At 35.2% G+C, this 21524-nt stretch carries 22 protein-coding genes; 19 read left to right on the plus strand and 3 right to left on the minus strand.

Annotated features, from left to right (window positions below; all coding sequences use genetic code 11):
• Nucleotides 1-3: 3 nt before the first annotated feature.
• The 15 genes from EA652_RS03295 (at nt 4) to EA652_RS03365 (ending at nt 14733) form a co-directional block, all read left to right on the plus strand.
• The gene (locus tag EA652_RS03295) at nt 4-1221 is read left to right on the plus strand and encodes a phage tail protein (protein WP_012673240.1); all 1218 of its coding nucleotides are present in this window, start codon (nt 4-6) and stop codon (nt 1219-1221) included.
• Nucleotides 1222-1241: 20 nt separating this feature from the next.
• Entirely contained in the window at nt 1242-1928 is a 687-nt protein-coding gene (locus tag EA652_RS03300) for a hypothetical protein (RefSeq protein ID WP_007549309.1), read from the plus strand.
• A 6-nt stretch (nt 1929-1934) separates the two neighbouring features.
• Nucleotides 1935-3863, plus strand: coding sequence for a DUF4815 domain-containing protein (locus EA652_RS03305; RefSeq protein WP_103412392.1), 1929 nt, complete (start codon nt 1935-1937; stop codon nt 3861-3863).
• A gap of 11 nt (nt 3864-3874) precedes the next feature.
• On the plus strand, nt 3875-5020 hold the full coding sequence (locus EA652_RS03310) for a hypothetical protein (RefSeq protein ID WP_147737886.1): 1146 nt from the start codon (nt 3875-3877) through the stop codon (nt 5018-5020).
• A 239-nt stretch (nt 5021-5259) separates the two neighbouring features.
• Entirely contained in the window at nt 5260-6594 is a 1335-nt protein-coding gene (locus EA652_RS03315; protein WP_012673403.1) for an IS110-like element ISWpi13 family transposase, read from the plus strand.
• Between the two features lie 93 nt (nt 6595-6687).
• Entirely contained in the window at nt 6688-6882 is a 195-nt protein-coding gene (locus EA652_RS03320; protein WP_012673239.1) for a hypothetical protein, read from the plus strand.
• Nucleotides 6879-8345: a hypothetical protein gene (locus EA652_RS03325; protein ID WP_012673238.1), complete on the plus strand. Its 1467-nt coding sequence runs from the start codon at nt 6879-6881 to the stop codon at nt 8343-8345. The genes EA652_RS03320 and EA652_RS03325 overlap by 4 nt, the downstream gene beginning before the upstream one ends.
• A gap of 14 nt (nt 8346-8359) precedes the next feature.
• Entirely contained in the window at nt 8360-8920 is a 561-nt protein-coding gene (locus EA652_RS03330; RefSeq protein ID WP_012673237.1) for a hypothetical protein, read from the plus strand.
• Complete coding sequence (locus tag EA652_RS03335) at nt 8913-10064, plus strand: phage tail sheath subtilisin-like domain-containing protein (RefSeq protein WP_012673236.1); 1152 nt, start codon at nt 8913-8915, stop codon at nt 10062-10064. Before EA652_RS03330 ends, EA652_RS03335 begins: the two co-directional genes overlap by 8 nt.
• 21 nt (nt 10065-10085) lie before the next feature.
• Nucleotides 10086-10586, plus strand: coding sequence for a phage major tail tube protein (locus EA652_RS03340; RefSeq protein WP_007549243.1), 501 nt, complete (start codon nt 10086-10088; stop codon nt 10584-10586).
• A gap of 16 nt (nt 10587-10602) precedes the next feature.
• The gene (locus EA652_RS03345; RefSeq protein WP_007549241.1) at nt 10603-10854 is read left to right on the plus strand and encodes a phage tail assembly protein; all 252 of its coding nucleotides are present in this window, start codon (nt 10603-10605) and stop codon (nt 10852-10854) included.
• Nucleotides 10855-10966: 112 nt separating this feature from the next.
• Nucleotides 10967-13147, plus strand: coding sequence for a phage tail tape measure protein (locus EA652_RS03350; protein WP_012673235.1), 2181 nt, complete (start codon nt 10967-10969; stop codon nt 13145-13147).
• Nucleotides 13148-13150: 3 nt separating this feature from the next.
• Nucleotides 13151-13567, plus strand: coding sequence for a phage tail protein (locus EA652_RS03355; protein ID WP_007550111.1), 417 nt, complete (start codon nt 13151-13153; stop codon nt 13565-13567).
• Complete coding sequence (locus EA652_RS03360) at nt 13545-13751, plus strand: tail protein X (protein ID WP_012673234.1); 207 nt, start codon at nt 13545-13547, stop codon at nt 13749-13751. Before EA652_RS03355 ends, EA652_RS03360 begins: the two co-directional genes overlap by 23 nt.
• Before the next feature lies 1 nt (nt 13752).
• Nucleotides 13753-14733 carry a phage late control D family protein gene (locus EA652_RS03365; RefSeq protein ID WP_012673233.1) on the plus strand — a complete coding sequence of 327 codons (981 nt, stop codon included), beginning with the start codon at nt 13753-13755 and terminating at the stop codon, nt 14731-14733.
• Here the strand turns inward: EA652_RS03365 and EA652_RS03370 are convergent.
• Nucleotides 14699-15235: an ankyrin repeat domain-containing protein gene (locus EA652_RS03370; RefSeq protein WP_007549904.1), complete on the minus strand. Its 537-nt coding sequence runs from the start codon at nt 15233-15235 to the stop codon at nt 14699-14701. The two genes, EA652_RS03365 and EA652_RS03370, sit on opposite strands and share 35 nt — an antisense overlap.
• A 124-nt stretch (nt 15236-15359) precedes the next feature.
• Here EA652_RS03370 and EA652_RS03375 point away from each other — a divergent pair, with 124 nt between their 5' ends.
• Together EA652_RS03375 and EA652_RS03380 are read left to right on the plus strand one after the other, a co-directional pair.
• Nucleotides 15360-15578: a hypothetical protein gene (locus tag EA652_RS03375; protein ID WP_012673232.1), complete on the plus strand. Its 219-nt coding sequence runs from the start codon at nt 15360-15362 to the stop codon at nt 15576-15578.
• Nucleotides 15579-15587: 9 nt separating this feature from the next.
• Nucleotides 15588-16508 (plus strand): patatin-like phospholipase family protein, encoded by a 921-nt coding sequence (locus EA652_RS03380; RefSeq protein WP_007549910.1) that lies wholly within the window; start codon nt 15588-15590, stop codon nt 16506-16508.
• A 201-nt stretch (nt 16509-16709) separates the two neighbouring features.
• On the opposite strand, the gene EA652_RS03385 is transcribed toward EA652_RS03380, so the two are convergent.
• Nucleotides 16710-16853, minus strand: a complete 144-nt coding sequence (locus tag EA652_RS03385; RefSeq protein WP_226079608.1) for a hypothetical protein — start codon at nt 16851-16853, stop codon at nt 16710-16712.
• A 528-nt stretch (nt 16854-17381) separates the two neighbouring features.
• On the opposite strand from EA652_RS03385, the gene EA652_RS03390 reads away from it, so the two are divergent.
• The gene (locus EA652_RS03390; protein WP_012673231.1) at nt 17382-19982 is read left to right on the plus strand and encodes an ankyrin repeat domain-containing protein; all 2601 of its coding nucleotides are present in this window, start codon (nt 17382-17384) and stop codon (nt 19980-19982) included.
• A gap of 95 nt (nt 19983-20077) precedes the next feature.
• Nucleotides 20078-21157: an ankyrin repeat domain-containing protein gene (locus tag EA652_RS03395; RefSeq protein ID WP_012673230.1), complete on the plus strand. Its 1080-nt coding sequence runs from the start codon at nt 20078-20080 to the stop codon at nt 21155-21157.
• 185 nt (nt 21158-21342) lie between these two features.
• Here EA652_RS03395 and EA652_RS07285 read toward each other — a convergent pair whose 3' ends face one another.
• Nucleotides 21343-21474, minus strand: a complete 132-nt coding sequence (locus EA652_RS07285) for a hypothetical protein (protein WP_256359308.1) — start codon at nt 21472-21474, stop codon at nt 21343-21345.
• Nucleotides 21475-21524: the final 50 nt, after the last annotated feature.

The following is a 21524-nucleotide window of genomic DNA, read 5'->3' on the forward strand; positions in this document are numbered from 1 at the left end:
TTGGTGATACTTCCTCCAAATGCTTCAAAGCAAGAGCAAATACTTACAGACATAATTAATTATTCTCTTGATGCAAATTCTCTACGGGGATTTAAATTTAACCCACAGACTGAAATGTTGCCGTGGCTAGTAGCGGAATACGGCTTGGGAGAAATTTTATCCTGGGGTAAGAAAGCTACTAAGAGTGCATTAAAAGAATGGGTCTTAGCTAAACAAAACGGAATAAGATTTCAACGTTTGCGCGGTACACCACAGTCACTGAAGATGGCGCTGAAATGGGCAAACATTGATAATATTACCATTCAAGAAGAACCACCAGGAGAGCATTTTGCTGAATTTCAAATTGGCATCTCTGATGTTCCTAATGATTTTTTTGTCGATAGTGTAATTGCTCTGGCAAAACTTTCTGCACCGGCAAGATCTCGATTAATGCGAATATTCAATGACTATTACAATGCTCAGCGGTTTATGTTAGATGAAAGTATTTTTGGAGATCTTCTTTCAGACTACTCGGGTGTAAGAATAGCAAAAGAAGGGCCAGTATTATCGTTTGGAAGAAAAAACTCATTTGAGCTAAAAATAGGAAATCCAAGATTTAAATTTAGCACTTTTAGATCACATTATGATAGAAGTTACAGTAATGATTTATATAGGTTGGATGTTGCAGTATTAGGAGAGACAGAGCCTCACACCAAGAATTACAACGGTATATATGAAAGAAGTCACGAGTGGTATAACTTAAAAGCACTATATCCTCTACCACAGGGTTTATTGCCAGAAATTAAGTTTGCTAAAGCGTTGATAGTATTATCAGATAGTTGGAATTTGGGAGATATCAATGCTTGTTTTGCACCAACTGCTTATAAAGAAATAGAGCATACATTTTACTTAAGTGAAGATAAACTCTCTGAGCAGATTTGGAATTTTCGACGTACACCAATTTTAGAGCGGTTTAGTATAACTTATTACTACGAAGCAAAGAGTTTTACTGATCAAAGAATAATAGAGTCTAATTTAAGGGAATATCATATTGATTGTCAAAATGACTCAGATTTAAAACAGAAAGATCCTATTCATGAGCTAGAAAATTACGTAGCAGTATTTTACCCAGGTATGGTCACTTGGCATGAACATCGCCACTTAAATCGCCCTTGGAAAAATTTTGAGCCCATTATTACAAAAAAATTGGACGTTTTTTCTACGAATCTTGTATATATATAATATCAATCACGCAATCAGACATGTCAATACTGACACAATCAGGCAGAGCAGCTATTGCTGCGAGCATAAAAGAGCAACCAATACATCTTGCTTGGGGATCTGGAGATTCTACCTGGGAAAGCAGCTACAAAGTTGAAAAAACTTTTACAGCAGGTGGCAAGATAAGTTTAGATCACCACACTATTAAAGATGTAAAAGTTTATACAGGGCAAACAATTTATCAGTCAAGCATAGATTATATAGTTGATGGTAGCTCAGGCGCTATTGAGCGTGTAGAAAATGGTGCAATTATAGCAGATAGCGTAATCACTATAGAGTATACTCAAGACACACCACCGGAACTAATTACTTCTGCAACATTAATTAAGGAAGTTGGACGTCGTGTTGTTGATGAGGTGCTCTTTTGCAGTGGTGATGAGAATGGAGAACTTGTGACTCCATCTGGAAGGTTTAAACCATCGAATGTACCAATCAATAATCTGTATCTTAAATTTACTTTCGATTTCACGGACGCAGCAAATCAAGTTATACGGGAATTAGGGGTTATGGTTGGTACTAAAATAAAAGAAGGATTACCTGAAGGACAGAGATATTTCGAGCCAAAAGACGTGGAAAATCCTGGAATTTTGTTAGTTTTAGAACACACCGTACCACTTATCAGAACATCTGCAACTCGGGAAACTTTTTCATTTGTTGTAACTTTTTGAAACAAAATGACCTTAAATAGTTATTATAACCGCTTTAATCCTGACAAAGAATACGAAAAAAGCTTGTTTCTTGCTGGAAGAGGTTTGCAATCTGCAGAATTAAACGAAACTCAGGAGTATGCTCTCTCTGAGCTTAAAGGCATAGGCGATGCAATATTTCGTGATGGTGATGTTATAACAGGAAGCAATTGTATTATAGATAGAGAAACTGGTAAAGTTACGCTTGAATCAGGAAAAATCTATCTTCGTGGAGCAGTTAGAAAAGTTGAAGAAGAAGAATTTGTTATTCCACTAAGTACCACAGTGCGTATAGGTATTTATTATGTAGAATCTACGATTACAGAACTTGAGGATGAAAACCTTCGTGATCCTGCTGTTGGTACACGTAATTATCAAGAAGTAGGGGCTGCAAGGCTTAAAGTTTCCACCACTTGGAGTTATCAAGCAGAAGGTCTTTCTCCACGTTTTTCTGAAGGAGAATTTTATCCAATTTATAACATTGAAAATGGAGTATTGATAGAACATTCACCGCCACCACAAGCAAATATAGTAACTACTGCTCTTGCTCGTTATGACAAAGAGGCAAATGGTTCCTATGTCGTAAATGGTCTTGAAGTAATGTTCCTGCAAAAGGAAGAGGGAGAAGGAGGAAAAAAAATATTTGTGATTAATGAGGGCAAAGCTCATGTTGATGGCTATGAGATTGAGCTACCTCACAGTATTCGTGTTTCTTTTGATGAAGATCCAGACATAAAAGCAGTTGAATCAGAACCACATACTTTTCAGCCAAATAGCCAAAGAGTAATGGAACTTAAAGTTAATGATTTTCCAATAAGTGAAATCAAAAAAGTAGATATAACTGTTCAAAAAACTATTACTGTTACTCACGGTTCATATTCAGGAGCTGTTGATCCAATACCTGATTCTGCAATACTTGAGCTTATTCAAGCTAAACAAGGCAATGTTATTTATGAAAATAGTATAGATTACAAACTAAACGCAGGAAACGTTGATTGGTCATTACCCGGTAAAGAACCAGCTCCTGGAAGTAGTTATCAAATAACTTACCGCTGTCGCACTCATGTAAGTCCTGAAGATATAAGTGAAGAGGGATGCAAAGTAAAAGGAGCAGTTGATAACAGCTTGGTTTTGATTGATTACACCTGGAAAATGCCCCGCTTTGATTTAATTACTATCGATAGCAAAGGAGTGGTAAGGAGAATAAAAGGTATAGCTCACCCTTGGCGACCATCGATGCCAAAAGCGCCTAGTGGACAACTTTTGCTCTGCTACATTCATCAGACGTGGAAAAAAGGCGAAGGGGTAAAAATAGTGAATAATGCTATTCATGCTGTACCGATGAATGAGCTTGAAGCAATGAAAAAAAGAATAAATGATCTTTATGCTCTTGTTGCACAGGAACGTCTACGCAGTGATGCAAATTCAAGAGAACCTACCACCAAAAAAGGAGTATTTGTTGACCCATTCTTTGATGATGATATGCGTGATCAAGGAATTTCGCAGTTTGCAGCAATAGTAAATAGAGAGCTAGTTCTGCCAATAGATGTAGAAGTTGCAGATATTGAAAAAGGTGGGGAAAGATATCTTTTGCCATATGAACTTGAACCGGTACTGGAGCAGCTTTTACAGACTAAAGGAGAAAAGATCAATCCATATCAAGCTTTTGATCCAGTCCCGGCACAAATTACTCTAAATAAAAACATTGATCACTGGACGGAGGTAAAAACAAATTGGAAAAGTCCAGTAACCAGAGTATTTAATGCTAAAGAAACGACAGAGCTGCTGTCAAGTACTTCATACGAAACTGAATTTATGAGAGAAGCAGTACAGAATTTTGAAATTGAAGGTTTTGAGCCAGATGAAAAGCTTAAGGAAATAAAATTTGATGGCATTTCTATTATACCTATGGCATAGAGGAAAAAAAAGTGGAAAAAAGAGCTAACAACCAGGGAAAATTAAAGGGAAAGGTGAAAGTACCAGCAAACATTCCAGCAGGTACTAAATTAGTACAGTTTTATGGGGATAAAGGAAGCTATGGAGAGGCAACTTATACTGGTAAAAAAACTATTACCATAGAGGAAAGAAGAAGAGTGATCGCAGCAAGAAGAGTTGATCCATTAGCGCAAACATTTACTTTAAATGAGAGCAGACACATAGGAGGTCTAGAGTTATGGTTTATAAATAAAGGCAAAAAACGTGTTGTTGTGCAGATTAGAGAAACAGCAGTGGGAATGCCCTCGCAGACTGTCATTGCTGAAAGTTATATTGAGCCAAAAGATATAAAGATAGATGGCACAGCAACACGTATAACTTGGTCACCAGTGTTTTGCCATGCAGGAGAGGAGTATGCAATAGTACTGCTTACTGATGATCCTGGTACTGCAGTAAAGATAGCAGAACTTGGCAAATATGATGCAGTAAATAGCCGTTGGGTAACAAGCCAGCCATATCAAGTAGGAGTATTACTGTCATCAAGCAATGCAAGCACCTGGACTCCACATCAAAATTTAGATTTAACGTTTCGACTACTAGCTGCAAAATTTAGTGAAGTTTCTCATGTTGTTGATCTGGGCAAAGTTACTGTAAATAATGTATCAGATTTAATTGTTTTGACGAACGTCGAAAAAGTAGCATTTGATACCAATGTAGAATTTATTCTGACAGATGAAGAAGGAAAAGAAAATTTTCTATCTGATAACTTGCCGCTCGCGCTGCGTGAAAGACTATCTGGAGAGTTAACAGTAAAGGCAAATTTAAAAGGGTCAAAAGAAAAAAGTCCAGTGCTATATCCTGGGTTACAGCTAGTTATGGGTAATATAGGGGAAAAAGGAGATTATGTAACTAAGAGCATTACAGCAGGAACTAACACTAAGATAACAATTACCTATGATGCGCTAATACCTGGCACTGCAGACGTAAAAGCATATGTGCAAAAAAATGTGGATTGGCAATTAGTCAATTTAACATCAGGAAAACCAATAGGGGAAAACTGGGTGGAGAGAACTCATGTACTGACAAACTTTAATGCTAATGAGACAAGCAACGAACAGATAAAATCTGTTAAACGATGAAGAAACTCCATTACTTATGCTTTTAACAGTCTTTGAGTATAATTTTGTGGAAGCGCTTTTGCAGTTATAACCGGACTATCCAATGGTGCCATAAGTGCCCGCAGGCAAGCATGGTTTTGGAGGAAACGGTTAAACTATTGATGGAGTCTTTTAGACTACCTCGCTTAGAAGATTGTATAATCTAACCGTCCCCAAGCTGAAGCGCTTCTCCATTATAAGTTATATAGGAGGAATTTGACATGACAAAAGCAAAAAGTAAATTAGAAATAGTGAATCCGAATGCATCAGGAATAGACATTGGTTCAGCCGTACACTATGTATGCGTACCTGAGGGAAGAGATAAACAACGTGTTCAGAAATTTGGCTGCTTTACTGCAGACCTTCATAATTTGGCACGCTGGTTGAAGAAGTGCAAAGTTACAACTGTGGCAATGGAATCAACAGGAGTGTACTGGATTTCTTTATTTCAAATACTTGAATCATATGAATTCGAGGTCAAGTTGGTAAATGCACGACATGTAAAGAATGTACCTGGCAGGAAGTCTGACGTTCAAGATTGCCAATGGCTTCAACAATTGCATAGCTACGGATTGCTTCGTGGATCATTTAGACCAGATAATCAGATGTGTGTATTGCGTAGTTATGTGCGGCAACGTAAAAAACTTACTGAGAGTGCATCCACGCATGTTCTGCGTATGCAGAAGGCATTAATTCAAATGAATATTCAATTACACAAGGTTATTAGCAATATTACTGGAGTGACTGGTATGAAAATCATTGAGGCTATAATTGAAGGCGAAAGAAATCCTGAGAAATTGGCTGAATTCAGAAGCTCGAATATAAAGAATGATAAAGCTACTATAGCAAAAGCATTAACAGGAGACTATAGAGAAGAACATTTGTTTGTATTAAAACAAGAACTTGAGCTATATAATATTTACCAGGAAAAAATAGCAGAGTGTGATGAAAATATAGAGAATTACTATAAAACATTTGAAACAAAATTCTGTGGAAATAAGCAATGTAGTAAAATAAAGAATAGGTCTACAAAAAACAGGCCAAACTTTTCTATACATGAGGAATTGCATAGAGTAACAGGTATGGATTTCACTAAAGTTCCAGGGCTTGATGCATTAAGCATACAAACCATAATTTCAGAAACTGGTATAAATCACAATAAATGGCCAACAGAAAAGCACTTTTCGTCGTGGTTGGGACTCAGTCCTGCTAATAAAATTACAGGAGAAAAAGTGTTTAGCACAAGAACGTGTAGAGTCATTAATCGTGCTGCGAATGCATTTCGAATGGCTGCTCACTGTGTATCAAGAAGCAACAGCGGAATAGGTGCATATTGTAGAAGATTAAAGAAACGACTAGGTGCACCAAAAGCGATTACTGCTACGGCAAGGAAATTAGCATGTATCTTTTACAGTATGCTAAAGCATGGACAAGAGTATGTTGAGAAAGGGATTGACTACTATGAGAAACTATATAAGGAGAGAGTATTGAAAAATTTAAGCAAAAAGGCCAGTGAACTTGGTTATGTTTTAACAAAAAAACATGAACTAATATAGGGAGTTTGTTAGAAGGATAAAATTGGTTTTAAGTGGAACGGTTGTTTATCGGCCAAAGGTAAAAAACTTGCGGATTGTTATAACATAAAAAAAATGCCAAATGATAAAACAAGCAGAGAGTATCCATTACCTCATCCAGAAAATATTGCAGTGGAAGATGTAGTACGTATTCGAAAAGCTATAGAGAAAATAGATGAGGATATGAGTAAGGGAGAAAATAAACATAATCAACTGAAAAGTAATTTTGAACGATTTAGATTTGAAACTTTTTTGAATTTTTGGGAATGAAAGAAGCAATATACCAAAGGATAAAGGATTTAGCAGTAAGTAGCACAGCTGATCAACTGGCATATCTTGCAAAATCGCTGGAATTGATAGCAGATAAAAAAGCTATTTCCAACGTTGTGCAGATGACTGAAGTAAAAGGAATAATTGATGCACTACAAAAAAGACTTAAGGATTTAGTAGCAAACAGTACACCAGATCAATTAGCATATCTTGCTAAAGCATTGGAATCAATAGTCGACAAAAGTGCGGTTTCTGAAATTGTGCAAATGACTGATGGTAAGTTAAAAGAACTTCTTGATAGTGCAAAAAAACACTTAAGTGACATAAACAGCAACAAAACAAACTCAATATCGTCCATAACTGCAGTAAAAACAGAGTCTGTTAATGAAATCAACAAGCTTAGGGATAATTCCTTAAACACTTTAAAAGCATCATCAGATTCGCATATATCGCTACTTGATACGAGAAAGAATGCCAATATTGCAGCAATAAATAGCATTAGTAACAGTCATAAAGATGGTCTTAAAGGTTTAGTAGAAGATTTTCGTGCTGTTAATAATGTACCATCTGGCTCATCAATTATTAGGGAAATAGAAACTCGTGATAACCAATTAAAAACATCCCTGATAAATGAGGTAAAAACTCGGGATGAACAGTTAAAAGCGTCTCTTATAAATGAAATAAGAAAGCGTAATATGGCTGAACCAGGGTCATTACCTTTCTTATTTGGTGTACTTGGAAGAAAAAATAATTATTTTGGCCACGGAACTTTTACGACAGAGCTTGGAAAGTGGAGTAGTGATATAACAAAAACTGACTATATGTTACAACTACTAGCAGGTAGCCATACGTACAATACAGATTACGTTAGTTTTTATCGGCCAAGACAACTAAGTTTTATAGAGGGAAGCAAGGGAACATTTATTTACGGAGAGTTATGCACAAAAAGCTTTTCGGGTAGTTATGATGAGATATACTATTACCCATATGCTGCACTTGGAGTAGTATTTGTAAAAAATACAACGAATGTGAACATAAATAAAACAATAGAATTTATTGGATCATCATACTCTAGTACGGAGTATGGGGGTGCAGGACTATTTGTGGGAACACCAGATAATACTAATTCTAATAAATCAAGTATTTCAAAAATAGTATGGAAAAATGTTTACCAATACACGAGTTCTGATAGCAAATTAGCTGGATCTGGTAATGTGGAGATTCCAGCAGGAAAAACAGTTGCAATATTACTTTACACATCATCTTACCTATGTTCCAGAACACAAGTCAGTCAAGGTATGCTTGCATCAAATTATGTATACAACTATGGTCAATTTATCCAGTGGGGAATATATAACATACGTAGCAATTTTCTGACTACAGGACTTGAAGTAGATGTGGAAAGGACTCTCAGGGCTTGGCAATGCCCAGGATTAGATGCCACCCACAAAATCTGGAATTAAAACGGAGAAAACCAATGCCAATTTATATTAGATTTGAACATAACAAACAAGTAGAAACAACGACGCTTAAAAGCAAACCAGCTGGAAATGATTGGTATGAAGCGCCAGAAAATTTTGAATGGCAAAAGAGTTATTGTCTAACGGAAGGAGGAGAAATTGCTCAGCGTACTAAAGAAGATATACAAAAGGAGTTACTGGATAATGCGAAGCTCTGTGCATTTGACAATATTCGTACTCATTTTAATAACTTTACTAGTAGATTCTCAGGGCACTCTCATCAAAAGGCTAAGTCGTACGAGATTCAAGCAAAAACCGCGGAGAACATTTTAACAACACAAGAATCTATAGATGAGAAGGATGCAGCAATTATAGAGCCACTGGCAAGAGTGAGAGGGATTTCAGTAGTGGAGATGGCAAAAATAATAGAAGAGAAGGCAGAAAAAGCAGTAAAAGCAATAATTAAATGTGAAGAGCTTGAAGATTTAGCCAAGAGAAAGATTGAAGAAGCCAAAAGTGAAGAAGAGCTAGAGGACTTACTAAACAATTTTAAACAAAAGATGCAAAGAAATGGCTGAAGAATTTTTACATGGAGTAAATGTTATTGAGGTAACCTCAGGAGCAAAGACAGTACGTACAGCTAAATCATCAGTGATAGGTGTAATTGGTACTGCCCCTGAAGCTGATGAGCAAAAATTTCCACTCAATAGTCCAGTATTAATAGCAGGAAGCTTAAAGGAAGCAGCAAAGCTTGGGAAAAGTGGAACACTACCTTCTGCAATAAACGGAATATTTTCCCAAATTGGTGCAACAGTAGTAGTTATTCGAGTTGAAGAAAGTGAAACTATTCAAAATATAATTGGCGGTGTTGATAAAGAAACCGGAGAATATCAGGGAATCGAGGCATTTCTCAGCAGTGAAAGTATAGTTCATGTGCTACCTAGAATACTAATTGCACCTCAGTTTACTCACCAACTACCAGAAGATGGCAAAAATCCAGCGGTTGCAGCATTAGTTCCTATAGCAGAAAAGCTGAGAAGCATAATAGTAGCAGATGGACCAAATACCAATGATGAAGAAGCAATAAAATGGAGAAAAAGTGTGGGCAGCTCAAGAGTTTACGTAGTTGATCCTTGGGTTAAGGTATTTATTGAAGGAAAAGAAGAAATTTTGCCTCCAAGTTCATTTGTAGCTGGTTTAATAGCGAAAGTAGATAGCGAGCAAGGATTTTGGCACTCACCTTCAAATAAAGAGATAAATGGTATTATTGGAACAAGCAGGCCTATTGATTTTACGCTCGGTAATACAAATTGTAGAGCAAACCACTTAAATGAAAATGAAGTAACAACGATAATTCATCAAAATGGCTATAGGCTTTGGGGAAATAGGACATGTTCAAACGATGCGAAATGGACTTTTCTATCAGTGAGGCGTACTGCAGATTTAATTAACGATAGTTTACTTCGAGCTCATCTATGGGCAGTTGATCGCAATATTACCAAAACCTATATAGATGATGTGATTGAGGGGGTAAATTCTTATTTGGCCAATTTAAAAGCACAAGGAGCGATTATCAGTGGAAAATGTTATGCAACTCCCGAACTCAATACACCGGCAAATATTGCAAGCGGAAAAGTGTCTTTTGATTTTGAGTTTACACCGCCATATCCAGCTGAGCAGATTACTTTTAGGTCACACCTCGTGAGTGGTACAATATTGTAAAAAGGGAAAAAAGAGGAAAAAATGTTACCGAAGATTTTAAAGAATTTTAACGTATTCGTTGATGGTAGAGGTTATGCAGGGAAAATAGATGAAATTACGCTACCAAAGCTTACCATAAAAACAGAAGAATACAGAGCTGGTGGTATGGATATTCCAATAAATATTGATATGGGAATGGAGAAACTTGAAGCAGAGCTCACTTTTGCTGAATATGACTCTGAGCTCTTTAGACTTTTCGGATTGATAAACAATAATGCAGTTTCTCTTACTTTAAGAGGAGGTTTGCAGGGAAGTAGTGATACAGAATCAGTAGTGATTAACTTAAGAGGGCTCTTTAAAGAACTTGATTTTGGTAGCTGGAAACCTGCTGAAAAAGCAATGCTAAAATGCACTGTAGCTGCCAACTATTATAAGCTTACTATTGATGGCAAAGAATTGATTGAAATTGATGCAGAAAACATGATTCGCAAGATCGATGGTGTTGATCAAATGACTTCTATGCGTACAGCCTTAGGAATTTAACTAAAAGGGTAAAACAATGCAAAAAATTAAATTAACTGAACCAATAAAAATCGATGGAATTTTAGTTTCAGAGATAACTCTACGTCGCCCAAAAGTACGAGATCGTTTAGCTGTTGAACGTATGAGTAATAACGATGCAGAGAAAGAAGTAGCACTGATTGCAAATCTTGCAAGTATTTCAAGAGAAGCAGTAGAAGAACTTGATCTTGCAGACTACAGCAAAATTCAAGAAGCGTTACAAGGTTTTTTGTCTCAGCAGAAGAGTTGAGGCTGAGCATATTATCGCTTAGCTCAGTAGTTGGTGGTGGAATCAATCAGTGGCTTGATATGGATATTGAAGAGTTTTTTACGTGGTTTGAAAGTAGCAGAAAATTATACAAATGAAGGCAATTTCTATAGTAATTGGAGCAACACTACAAAGCAGTTTTAATAGTACGATAGCAGGTAGTACGAAGCAGCTTTCTCGTATTGGTAGTACGATAAAACAACTTGAATCATCAAGTAAATCAGTGTCTAAGTTTAAAGAGCTTAGCCGTGATGCTCTGCTTGCTCGGCGCTCTTGGGATGAGCTAGAAATAAAGACAAAATCTCTGGCTAAACAGATAAAAAACACAGAAGCACCAAGTAAGAAACTACAAAATGAATTTACAAGATCTAAAGCTGCAGCACTGAAAGCTAAAACAGCTTATTTACAAAAAAGAAGTGCTCTCCACTTACTACGCACGGAGTTCAGTAAAAGTGGTAGAGATATAAAATCTCTTATTGGAGATCAAGTTAAACTTGGCTCTTCTATTGAAAAGCTTAAAAATAGCTATACAGCTTTAAATTCCGTAATGCAAAAACGTAAGGGAGTTTTAGCGCAAAGAGCAAATTTTAGAGCTCAAATCATGGATACCGTGGCACTTGGCCTCACCCTTGCAGCACCACTTAAGGCTGCAATTAGTTTTGAGAGTGCCATGGCTGATGTAAAGAAAGTTGTAAAGTTTGAAGATACAGATGTAAATGGCTTAACAAAACTTGGGGAAACATTAAAGGAAATGTCGCGTACAATTCCGCTATCTGCGGCAGAACTTGCGCAAATTACTGCAAGTGGTGGTCAACTTGGTATTAAAGCTAAAGATCTTACGACTTTTACAGACACTGTGGCCAAAATGGCAACTGCATTTGATATGTCAGCAGAAGAAGCAGGAGACGCTATTGCTAAACTTTCTAATATTTATCAAATTGAAATTGGTGAAATGAAAGGTATTGGTGATGCAATAAACCATATCTCTGATAACACTGCAGCAAAAGCTAAAGACATTGTTCCTGCATTAAACAGAATCGGTGGTACAGCAAGGCAATTTGGCTTAACTGCAGTAGAAGCGGGAGCTTTAGCAAGTAGCTTCATTAGTCTTGGTAAGACCCCCGAAAAAGCAGGTACAGCAATTAATGCGATGCTCAGTAAGTTGCAAACAGCAAGTAAGCAAGGTGGCAATTTTCAAAAATCTTTTCAGCAGCTAAAAATAAATGCTAAGGAATTTGAAAAAGCAATTGGCAAGAATGCACAAGGCACATTACTTAAGTTTTTAGAAACAGTTGCAAAATTAGATAAGCAAGAACGTTCTAGCGTTCTCTTTGACCTCTTTGGTCTTGAATATCAGGATGATATAGCGCTACTTACTGGTAGTCTAGATGAATATAGAAAATCTTTGCGATTAATAAACGAAGAATATCATGGCTCAATGCAAAGAGAGTTTGAAAATAGAGCAAATACTACAGCAAATAATCTTCAGCTACTTAAGAATTCAATAGCAGAAGTAGGAATGAATCTTGGTTATGTATTATTACCACCTTTAAATTTTACTGTTAATCTTCTGAGGTCAGCAACTACACAGGTAGCACTTTATGCCAAGGAATATCCAGTATTGACTACAGTAATCATGAGTACTACTACAGCGTTGATTAGCATTAAAATAGCAGCTATATCTCTTGGCTATGCTTGGACTTTTGTAAAAGGTTCTTTATTCGCTCTTTTATCTACTTGGAGAATGTTTGGATCTGTTATTACTTTGGTAAAAATAGGTCTTTATTCTACTTCTGCAGTTTTTCCAGCAATTATTGCTGGATTTAAAGCATTAACAATTGCTGTGATGAGCAACCCTATGGGGCTGATTATTGGTGGTATTGCTGTTGCTGCAACTTTGATAATTACCAAATGGCAAGCAGTAAAGAACTTTTTTGTTACTATCTGGGAATCAGTGAAAATTGTATGGAAGTCTTTTTCTGATTGGGTAGGAAAATTTTGGAATAATATTACTCAGCCCTTTAGAACAATCAGTAATCTGTGGAATAAAAGAAATGAGTCTAAACTAGAAGTTAAGTCTGTAAATAACGTTATAAGTGATTCTCTTAAGTACCCCATTGCGGCACACAGTAAAGCTATAGAGAATAAAACTCAAAATAATCACTTCAGTATTAATATTCATTCAACTCCTGGGCAAGATACACGTAGCATTGCTGATGAAGTAATGGAGCGAATTAGAGAGCAATTTAGTGGCGCACTTTACGATATAAATTAAATTATGTTATCTCTTGGTCCATATAGATTTTCATTAATTGAGCAAGGCTTTACACGCAGAAGTGAATATCGCTGGCCTGCACTTGAGCGTATTGGGGAAAAGCCATTGCTTCAAAGTATTGGTCCTGGAGAGGACATTGTTGAGCTTGCAGGAGTAATCTATTCAGGAGGGCTGAAGCAAATAAATAATATGCGAAATTCATCGAAACCTCTTTTACTTATTGATGGCCAAGGTAATATTTTAGGGCATTTTGTTATCGTGAAAATAGAAGAAACGCAGAAATATTTTTTTCCAAATGGTGAACCAAGAAAGATTGAGTTTCACTTAAGTTTGAAGCACTACGATAATGTGTTGTCAGACGGATCACTAAATAATCCCGTTGACAATATACAACTTGATGATGATGTACTACAAAACTAAAGAAAACGATATGTTAGATTTAATCTGCTGGAACTACTATGGATTCAGCTCAGGAGCAGTTGAGATTGTGTTAAGAGCTAATCCTGGGCTTGCAGAGTACGAACTTCTTCCTGCAGGATTAATCATTAAACTTCCTGTTATTCAAAAAGAGACGCAAAAGCAAGTAGTAAAACTATGGGATTAAAATGACACCAGACTTTAGTATTTCAGTAGAGGGCATTTCCATCACTGAATTGGTGAAAAGTCGATTGGTATCAATGCATATTACTGATGAAGCAGGAGTAATAAGTGATACTGCTGTAATTCATCTTGATGACCGTGATTCATTATTTGAGATTCCTAGAACTGGGGCAAAGCTAAATATTTTACTCGGGTATAAGGAAACTGGCATTGTGCCAATGGGAGATTATATAGTAAATGAAATTACGCTACAAGGCCCGCCACAATCACTAAAGATTAAAAGTCATGCAGCGGATCTAAAAGAGTCATTAAAGGAACAAGTGTTTAATGAGTGGCATCAAATCACCTTAAATGATTTGGTAAAAAAGATTGCAGACAAACATGGCTATCAAGCTAAAATTGCTGCAGAGTTTGTAAATATCATGATATCACATATTGATCAAACTGCAGAGAGCGATATGCATTTTTTAACCAGGCTTGCTCAAATTTATGGAGCAATAGCAAAACCTGCAGGAGGATATTTACTGTTTGTTTCAAAAGGAAAAGCAAAATCAGTTACCGGAAAAACTTTAAGCACTGTTACTTTAACACCTAGAGATATTACAAATTGGAAAGTAAAATTTAATGAGCGTAATCAATATGGCTCGGTTATTGCTTACTGGTATGATTATGAAAAAGCAGAGACAATAACGGAAAAAGTAGGTGATCAAGAACCAAGCTATATTTTGCGAGATATTTATGCAAGTAGTGATTTGGCACAAAGTGCAGCATCTGCGAAGTTGAATCAGCTGATGAGTAATGCAGCAACACTCAATGTCACAATGCCAGGAAATCCTGAATTATTTGCTGAAGCAAAGATTAATCTTTCTGGATTTCGCAAAGGAGTTTATGGTAAATGGATAATAAATAGGGCTGAGCATGTAATTGATAACCTTGGCTATCGTACTATTGTTACGGGAATAATTGATAGTTGGAAAGTAAATTGATAATTTCCTCATAGATATCTTCTTTATTATTGTTTAATTCCTCTACAGCAAGATCTAAAGGAGTTTTTTTATCTTTGTTTTTAGCAGAAGGATTTGCTCCATTTTTCAGTAGAAATTTAGCAATTTCCAGATGTCCTTTTCGTGCAGCATAGTGCAGAGCTGTCCAGCTAAAAGCATCAGTAGTATTTACATCAATGCCTTCTTCAATTAGAAATTTTACGACTTCTAAACAGCCTCCGCTTGTAGCATAGTGTAATGATGTTGCACCAAAATGATGAGTAGCATTGATATCTACTACATTTTTTATTAAGGATCTTACAGTATCTAAATTACATTTTTCAGCTGCAGTAGATAATGTTTCCAGATCATTGCCACTTGCCTTACTTTTTATTGGCACATCTTTTGATAATTGGTCTGTACTAAAGTGCTGATACAGAACAATAACGCATATTATTGGTATTATTGAACTTGTTAACAATTTCCAAAAAAGGCTAGATTTCATGTTGATTATATTATTTACATCGCTTGTTTAGTGCAACTAATTAACTTTATTTTAGAAAAGATTTTTTGGACGTATTTTTGATGAATCTTGTATATGTATATATACAACTTTTCCTTTAAAAAAGATGACAAACACAGGAAAGATCCCTGTAGCAGTAATTGCTACTATGGTGATACAAACAATAGCATTGATCTGGTGGCTAGCTAAGCTCGACTTAAGAGTTCATATGCATGATAAATTTATAGAGCAAAATCAAAGGACTACAGAAATCATCTATCGTCTTGAAGAAAGGGTCAAAAACCTTGCTGAAGAAGTTAACGAGCTTGAGCAGAGACAAAAATAACTATAACAAATGACAAAGTACATTTTATCTGTAGATGGAGGAGGAATTAGAGGAATAATTCCTGCCATTATTCTAGCAGAAATTGAATCTAGGACAAAAAAGCCAATTTCCCAGATCTTTGACTTAATGGCAGGAACCTCAACCGGTGGAATTGTTGTTGCTGGACTTTGTGAAAGCAATAAACTTCAATACTCTGCCAATGATTTGGTTGAACTTTACCAAGAGTATGGAGCATATATCTTTCAAGCATCACTTTGGAGAAAATCAATCGCTTCTTGGCTGAGTGGTTCTCAGTACTCATATAAAAATATGGAATTTATTCTCAACAAATACTTCGGCGAAAGCACTATGGCCGATGTTGCGAGTAATCTACTGCTCACCAGTTATGACATTCACAATAGTTGTGAATTTTTCTTCAAAAGTTGGAAAGAAGAAAACATTAAGTTAAAAGATGCACTCAGAGCTACAACAGCTGCTCCAACGTACTTCACACCAAAACGTCTAAAAATTAGCCAAACAGAGAGAGTGTTGATAGATGGCGGAGTGTTTGCCAATAATCCAGCGGCTTGTGCATATGCAAGTGGTAAAAGGTTATTTCCAAATGATGAGATTATACTGCTATCAATAGGCACTGGTGGAACAAATAGAAGTATAAAGTATGCTAACTCAAGGAGATTTGGCAAAATAGGGTGGATCAAGCCACTACTGAATGTGATGTTTGCTTCTGGATTGGATTGCGTTGATTATCAACTAGAACAAGTAATAGATGATAAATACATAAGAATACAATCGCAATTGAAAGTAGCATCGACTGAGATGGACAATATTACACTCAAAAATATCAAATTTCTTCAGCAAGAGGCAAGTAAAATGATAGAGGATAACCAGAAAGTGATAGACAAATTCTGCAAGCAAAATCCAAAACTATAACTGAGCTAGAAAAACGAAATAAGCGAGTTTCTAGTATCTACTTTAATAAATTTACTAAAATATTTTTTTAATATTATATATTGAATACAGAAGCACAAGAATTTCATTCAGCAATGCAGATAATTAATTATGTAATCACCTTTGTTGATATTTTAATATATTGTATAGAAATCAGTAAACTAATGTTGCTTTTAATTCAGGTTAAGTTTTGGAAGCGTGATTTTCAAGTTCCTCAATAGATAAATCTGTTATTTTAGAAATAGCATCAACAGAAACGTCCAACATACGTAGATTATTTGCAACCTTTATTGACTCTGCTTTGTAAATCGGGAATGTTGCTACCAAATGTTGACATTAAACTTTATGATATGAGGTATCTTTGATGTTTTTACGCTACTAAATTCATGATATCCATCTCTTGGCGATTTAAGCCTATTTTTAGAGTATTGATAAAAAGACGATAAGACCCTTCTACATCTAAAGCCTAAAATGCAATTCTCAGATGATCTCTGACAGACGTTTTTTTCATCAACACATTCAAAACAATAAAAAGATTGAATATTTCTTCACAATTGTGTATAATTATTAATGCTTTGGTGCACGTAACGATTATACTTTAAAAAGAATGTTGGCTACTGAGAAGAATGAAGACATCATCATCAGCGAAAAAAAAGGGCAAAAAACAGAGAAATTTGATGTAACTACTTAAGAAAGGTGTCTCTATTGCAGCTGAGACAGCTGATCACTCATGATCAAATAAAAAAGTTATAAGCACACAGATTGGATTACAGTATCTTTTTTAAGAAGAAGATTTATCTTGCTTAAAAACTTGTAGATACTATATTTTACGTAAATTCTTCATGCGAGGCCTTTATGTTTACTAATAGAATATCTAATAATCTGGATCAGCTACAATTTTTTGTAGAGTTTTTAAATGAAAATTATGAAACTCAGAAACATCTTAGTCTTACACCACTACATTTAGCAGCAGGAAATGGTCAGTTGGATTTAGTCAACACTTTATTAGGAGAGGGTTTAGATATTAACTCAGAGATTAAGTACGATGGCTTTACGCCACTGTATTTTGCAATTGCAAAAAATCGCTTAGAGATGGTTAACTTTCTTATTGCTCATGGAGCAGATGTAAACCATAGGGCCATTCTAGGCTTTACACCTTTAAGTTTTGCATCCCAGCAAGGATATTTAGATATAGTCAACACCTTGATTGCAAATGGAGCAGATCTTAGTACTAAAACAGATAAACTTAATACACCTTTACACCTAGCAGCAGAGAATGGTCATCTAGATATAGTAAATGTTTTTATTGAAAAGGGGTTAGATGTTAATGCTGTAAATAATGATCGAGCAAGACCTTTGCATTCTGCAGTACAAAATGGTAACCTCGAAGTAGTTAAAGCTCTTATTTCACAAGGGTCTAATATTAACGCTGGATCTTCAGGCATAGGTAATCATAAAGTTGATGCAAACATTACACCCTTACATCTGGGAACACAAACTGGTAGGTTAGATATAGTTAAAGTTCTGCTTGAAGCTGGAGCAAACGTTAATGCAAAAACAGATGATAAGATTACACCTCTACATTTAGCGTCTCAAAATGGCTTTTTAGAGTTAGTAGACATTTTACTAAAAGCAAAATCTAATGTTAATGCTAAGGATTATGAGAATCTTACACCTCTACATTTAGCAGCAGAACGTAATCACTTTGGAGTAGTTAAGTCTCTTCTTCTCGTAAAGGGAATTGATGTTAATGCTAAAGGCCACGATAATTCCACAGCTTTACATATAGGATCTCAGAATGGTCACTTAGAAGTAGTGAAGCTACTAATAGAGAAAAAAGCCAATGTTAATGCTAAAAAAAACGAAGGTTTTACACCTTTGCATCTAGCAATTCAGCAAAGTCATTTCGAGGTGAGTGATTTTTTAATTAAAAATGGAGCAAACATTAACACCGTGGATGATCAGAATTGGACTCCTTTACATAATGCAGCATATAATGGTTTTTCTTTAAAAATAGTAGAGAGCTTAATTGCAAAAGGAGCAAATATAAATGCAAAGATGGATGATGGTAGAAGAGCTCTACATTTGGCAGCAGAACATAATCACTTGGAAATAATGAATTTCTTGATTGAAAATGGAGCAGATATTAATGCTCTAGATAACAGAAGTTGGACTCCTCTACATTGTGCAGCATATGATGGTAGTTTAGAAGTTGCTAAATCTTTGCTTGATAAAGGAGCAGACATTAATGCTAAAACAGTTAAAAGTACTACACCTCTACACTTTGCAGTAGACCATGATCATTTAGAGGTGGTTGAATTGCTCTTAGAAAAGGAAGCAGATATTAATGCTTTAGATCACACAAATTGGACTCCTTTACATTTTGCAGCAGAAAAAGGTTATGATCAGATAGCAACCGTTCTATTGAAACATGGTGCTGATGTAAATGTAAAAGAAAATCAAAATAAAGGCACAGCCCTACATCTTGCAGCTCAATATGGTCATCCTAAGGTAGTTAAAACTCTTATTATAAATGGAGCGGATGTTAATGCAAAAATGGATAAAAATGCTACGCCTTTACACTTAGGGGCACAAATTGGTAATTTAGATATAGTTAGGTCTCTACTTATGAGCGGAGCATACTTTAATGCTAGAGCTGAAGGAGGTAGATATGTTTTACCATTACACTTTGCAGAAAGAAGAGGAAACCCAGAAGTCATAAAATTACTAAAATTGGTTGAGAAGTTATTTAAGGCTATAGAAGATAATAATTATTTAGGAATTGAGAGTTTCATTAGAGATGGAGCAATCATTGATTCGAAAAACGTGGATGGAAGAACGCCATTACATTATGCTGTTAATAATGGGCACATAAAAGTTGTAAATATCTTGCTAGCAAATGGAGCTGATGCTACTAAAGTTACTAACAAAGGTAATACACCATTACACACTGCTGCTTCCAAAGGTCATAAAGAAATTATTGAAGCTTTGTTACAACGTGTAAGCCACAATAAATTGAGTGATTTTATTAATGCTAAAACAATAGTTAAAGGCACTGCATCGTTGCATGTTGCTACTGAAAATAGCTTTTTTGAAGCTGTAAAGTCTTTGTTGAAACATGGTGCAATTTATAACATCAAGAATAAGGAAGGTAAAATACCACTTGATCTTTCTCGAGACCAGAATATTACTAACCTATTGAAATTAGTAGAAGAGCTGTTTGAGAATGCAAAAAATGGTAATGTTGAAATTATCAGTAAGCTGAAAGCAATAAAACCTGATGAGCGCGTAGCTGTAACAAATGCTCGTAATGATCAAGACAAGTCATTAGTCCAGGTTGCAGTAATCAATAAACACTCAAACCTTGCAAGTAGATTATTAGAAATATTAAAAAGTCCAGATCAGAGTTTACAAGATGTCAGCGTAGAAAATCGAGTAAAGAGTTTAAAGTTATAGCTCTCTTAAATGAAACTCTAATGAGGGTGACAAGATCTAGAAAATATACAAAAATTTTGTTACAAAATAGTGAAATTTAGGAGGATTTTAAAAATATGCTAAATAATAATATTAACAAAGAATTAGAAAAAGCAGTCTATGAACGAAACTTAGAAAAAGTTAAAGCTCTTTTGTCTGCAGGTGCTAATGCTAACCTTAGAGTAGAAAGGAATAGAGATACGTTACTTCATACTACTAGTAGTGTAGAAATTACTAAAGAGCTTTTGTTAGGTGGTGCTGAAGTCAATTCAAGAAACATGTATAGTGAAACTCCACTACATTCTGCTATAACACTGGGGAAGGAATTAGAATTAGTTAGAGAACTTCTGAAACATGGTGCTGATGTAAATGCAACAAACCGTAAAGGCAATACTGCACTGAACCATGCTGTAAAAAAAAGTGGTAAAAATCTGGGAGTAGTTAAAGAACTATTAGAATATGGAGCTGATATTAACATAAGAAATCGTGAACGACGGCTTTATGATAATTGTTCCACATCTTTAGATAACGCTGTAAGTGATCTAGCATGCACTAAATTGTTGATTAAATTTACTTTAGTAAGGAACTTCAATAAGGATTACGGAAAAATTATTGACTTATCTCCTTATAAAGGATGCAGTAATTACAGTAAATTATCAAGTTATCTAGATGACTGTGTTTGTGAAATTCTTCAAATGAAAACAGATGAAATAAAAGATAGCCTTCCACTATATGAATTTGTTACAAATAACTTCAACATACATGTACTATATAATAATCAATTATCTGTAAGACTAGCAAAAATTGATTATTCCATACGCTATCCTATATATAATGATATCATATTAGATAAGGTAAAACCTTTTTTAGAAAGAGCAGATTTGTTAAATAAGTTAAGTAAGATACAATTTTATACTAAATTAGATGTGGCAGATCAAGATGCCAAAGAAAAGAAAATTATTCTGGACCATGATTCTACATATAATATAACTGAATATCTATATAATGATAACTTGTTAAACTTTATAGTAGCGTTTGATGATTCCAATAAACGTACTTTTCAATCTTTAAGTCCCTTAAATAATCTCGTAGAGCCTGGTACAAGACTTTATGAAACTTCTATAAGTAATGATACCAAACGTGCAAGATTAGAATAAATACATTTTTTGTCAGTACTAGAGTTTTTTATGAACAACAATTAGTCGTATGGTTCCAGAGAGGTGATACATAAGAGATTGCTATAATGCCAAAACACTAAACTTAGTGCTTTTTTATGTAAGTTGATCATCATTTCTCTTTGTTGTTTTCAAACGGGTTATTATTAGTAGGTGTTACTAAAAATTTAAACAACCAACACATTTCCCACACCCAAAACCAAATGTTGTGAAGGCTTTTCGTCCTGAAATTGCAGGATTAGTAGATATTCTCTCAAAAATATTTTATTAACAAAAGATGCTATTTTAAATTTTGCCATATTAAGTAAACTTTGCTATTCTAATACTGGTGTAAATATATCTCAGAGAG

It is taken from the genome of Wolbachia endosymbiont of Drosophila ananassae (assembly GCF_008033215.1).
GTDB classification, from domain to species: domain Bacteria; phylum Pseudomonadota; class Alphaproteobacteria; order Rickettsiales; family Anaplasmataceae; genus Wolbachia; species Wolbachia pipientis.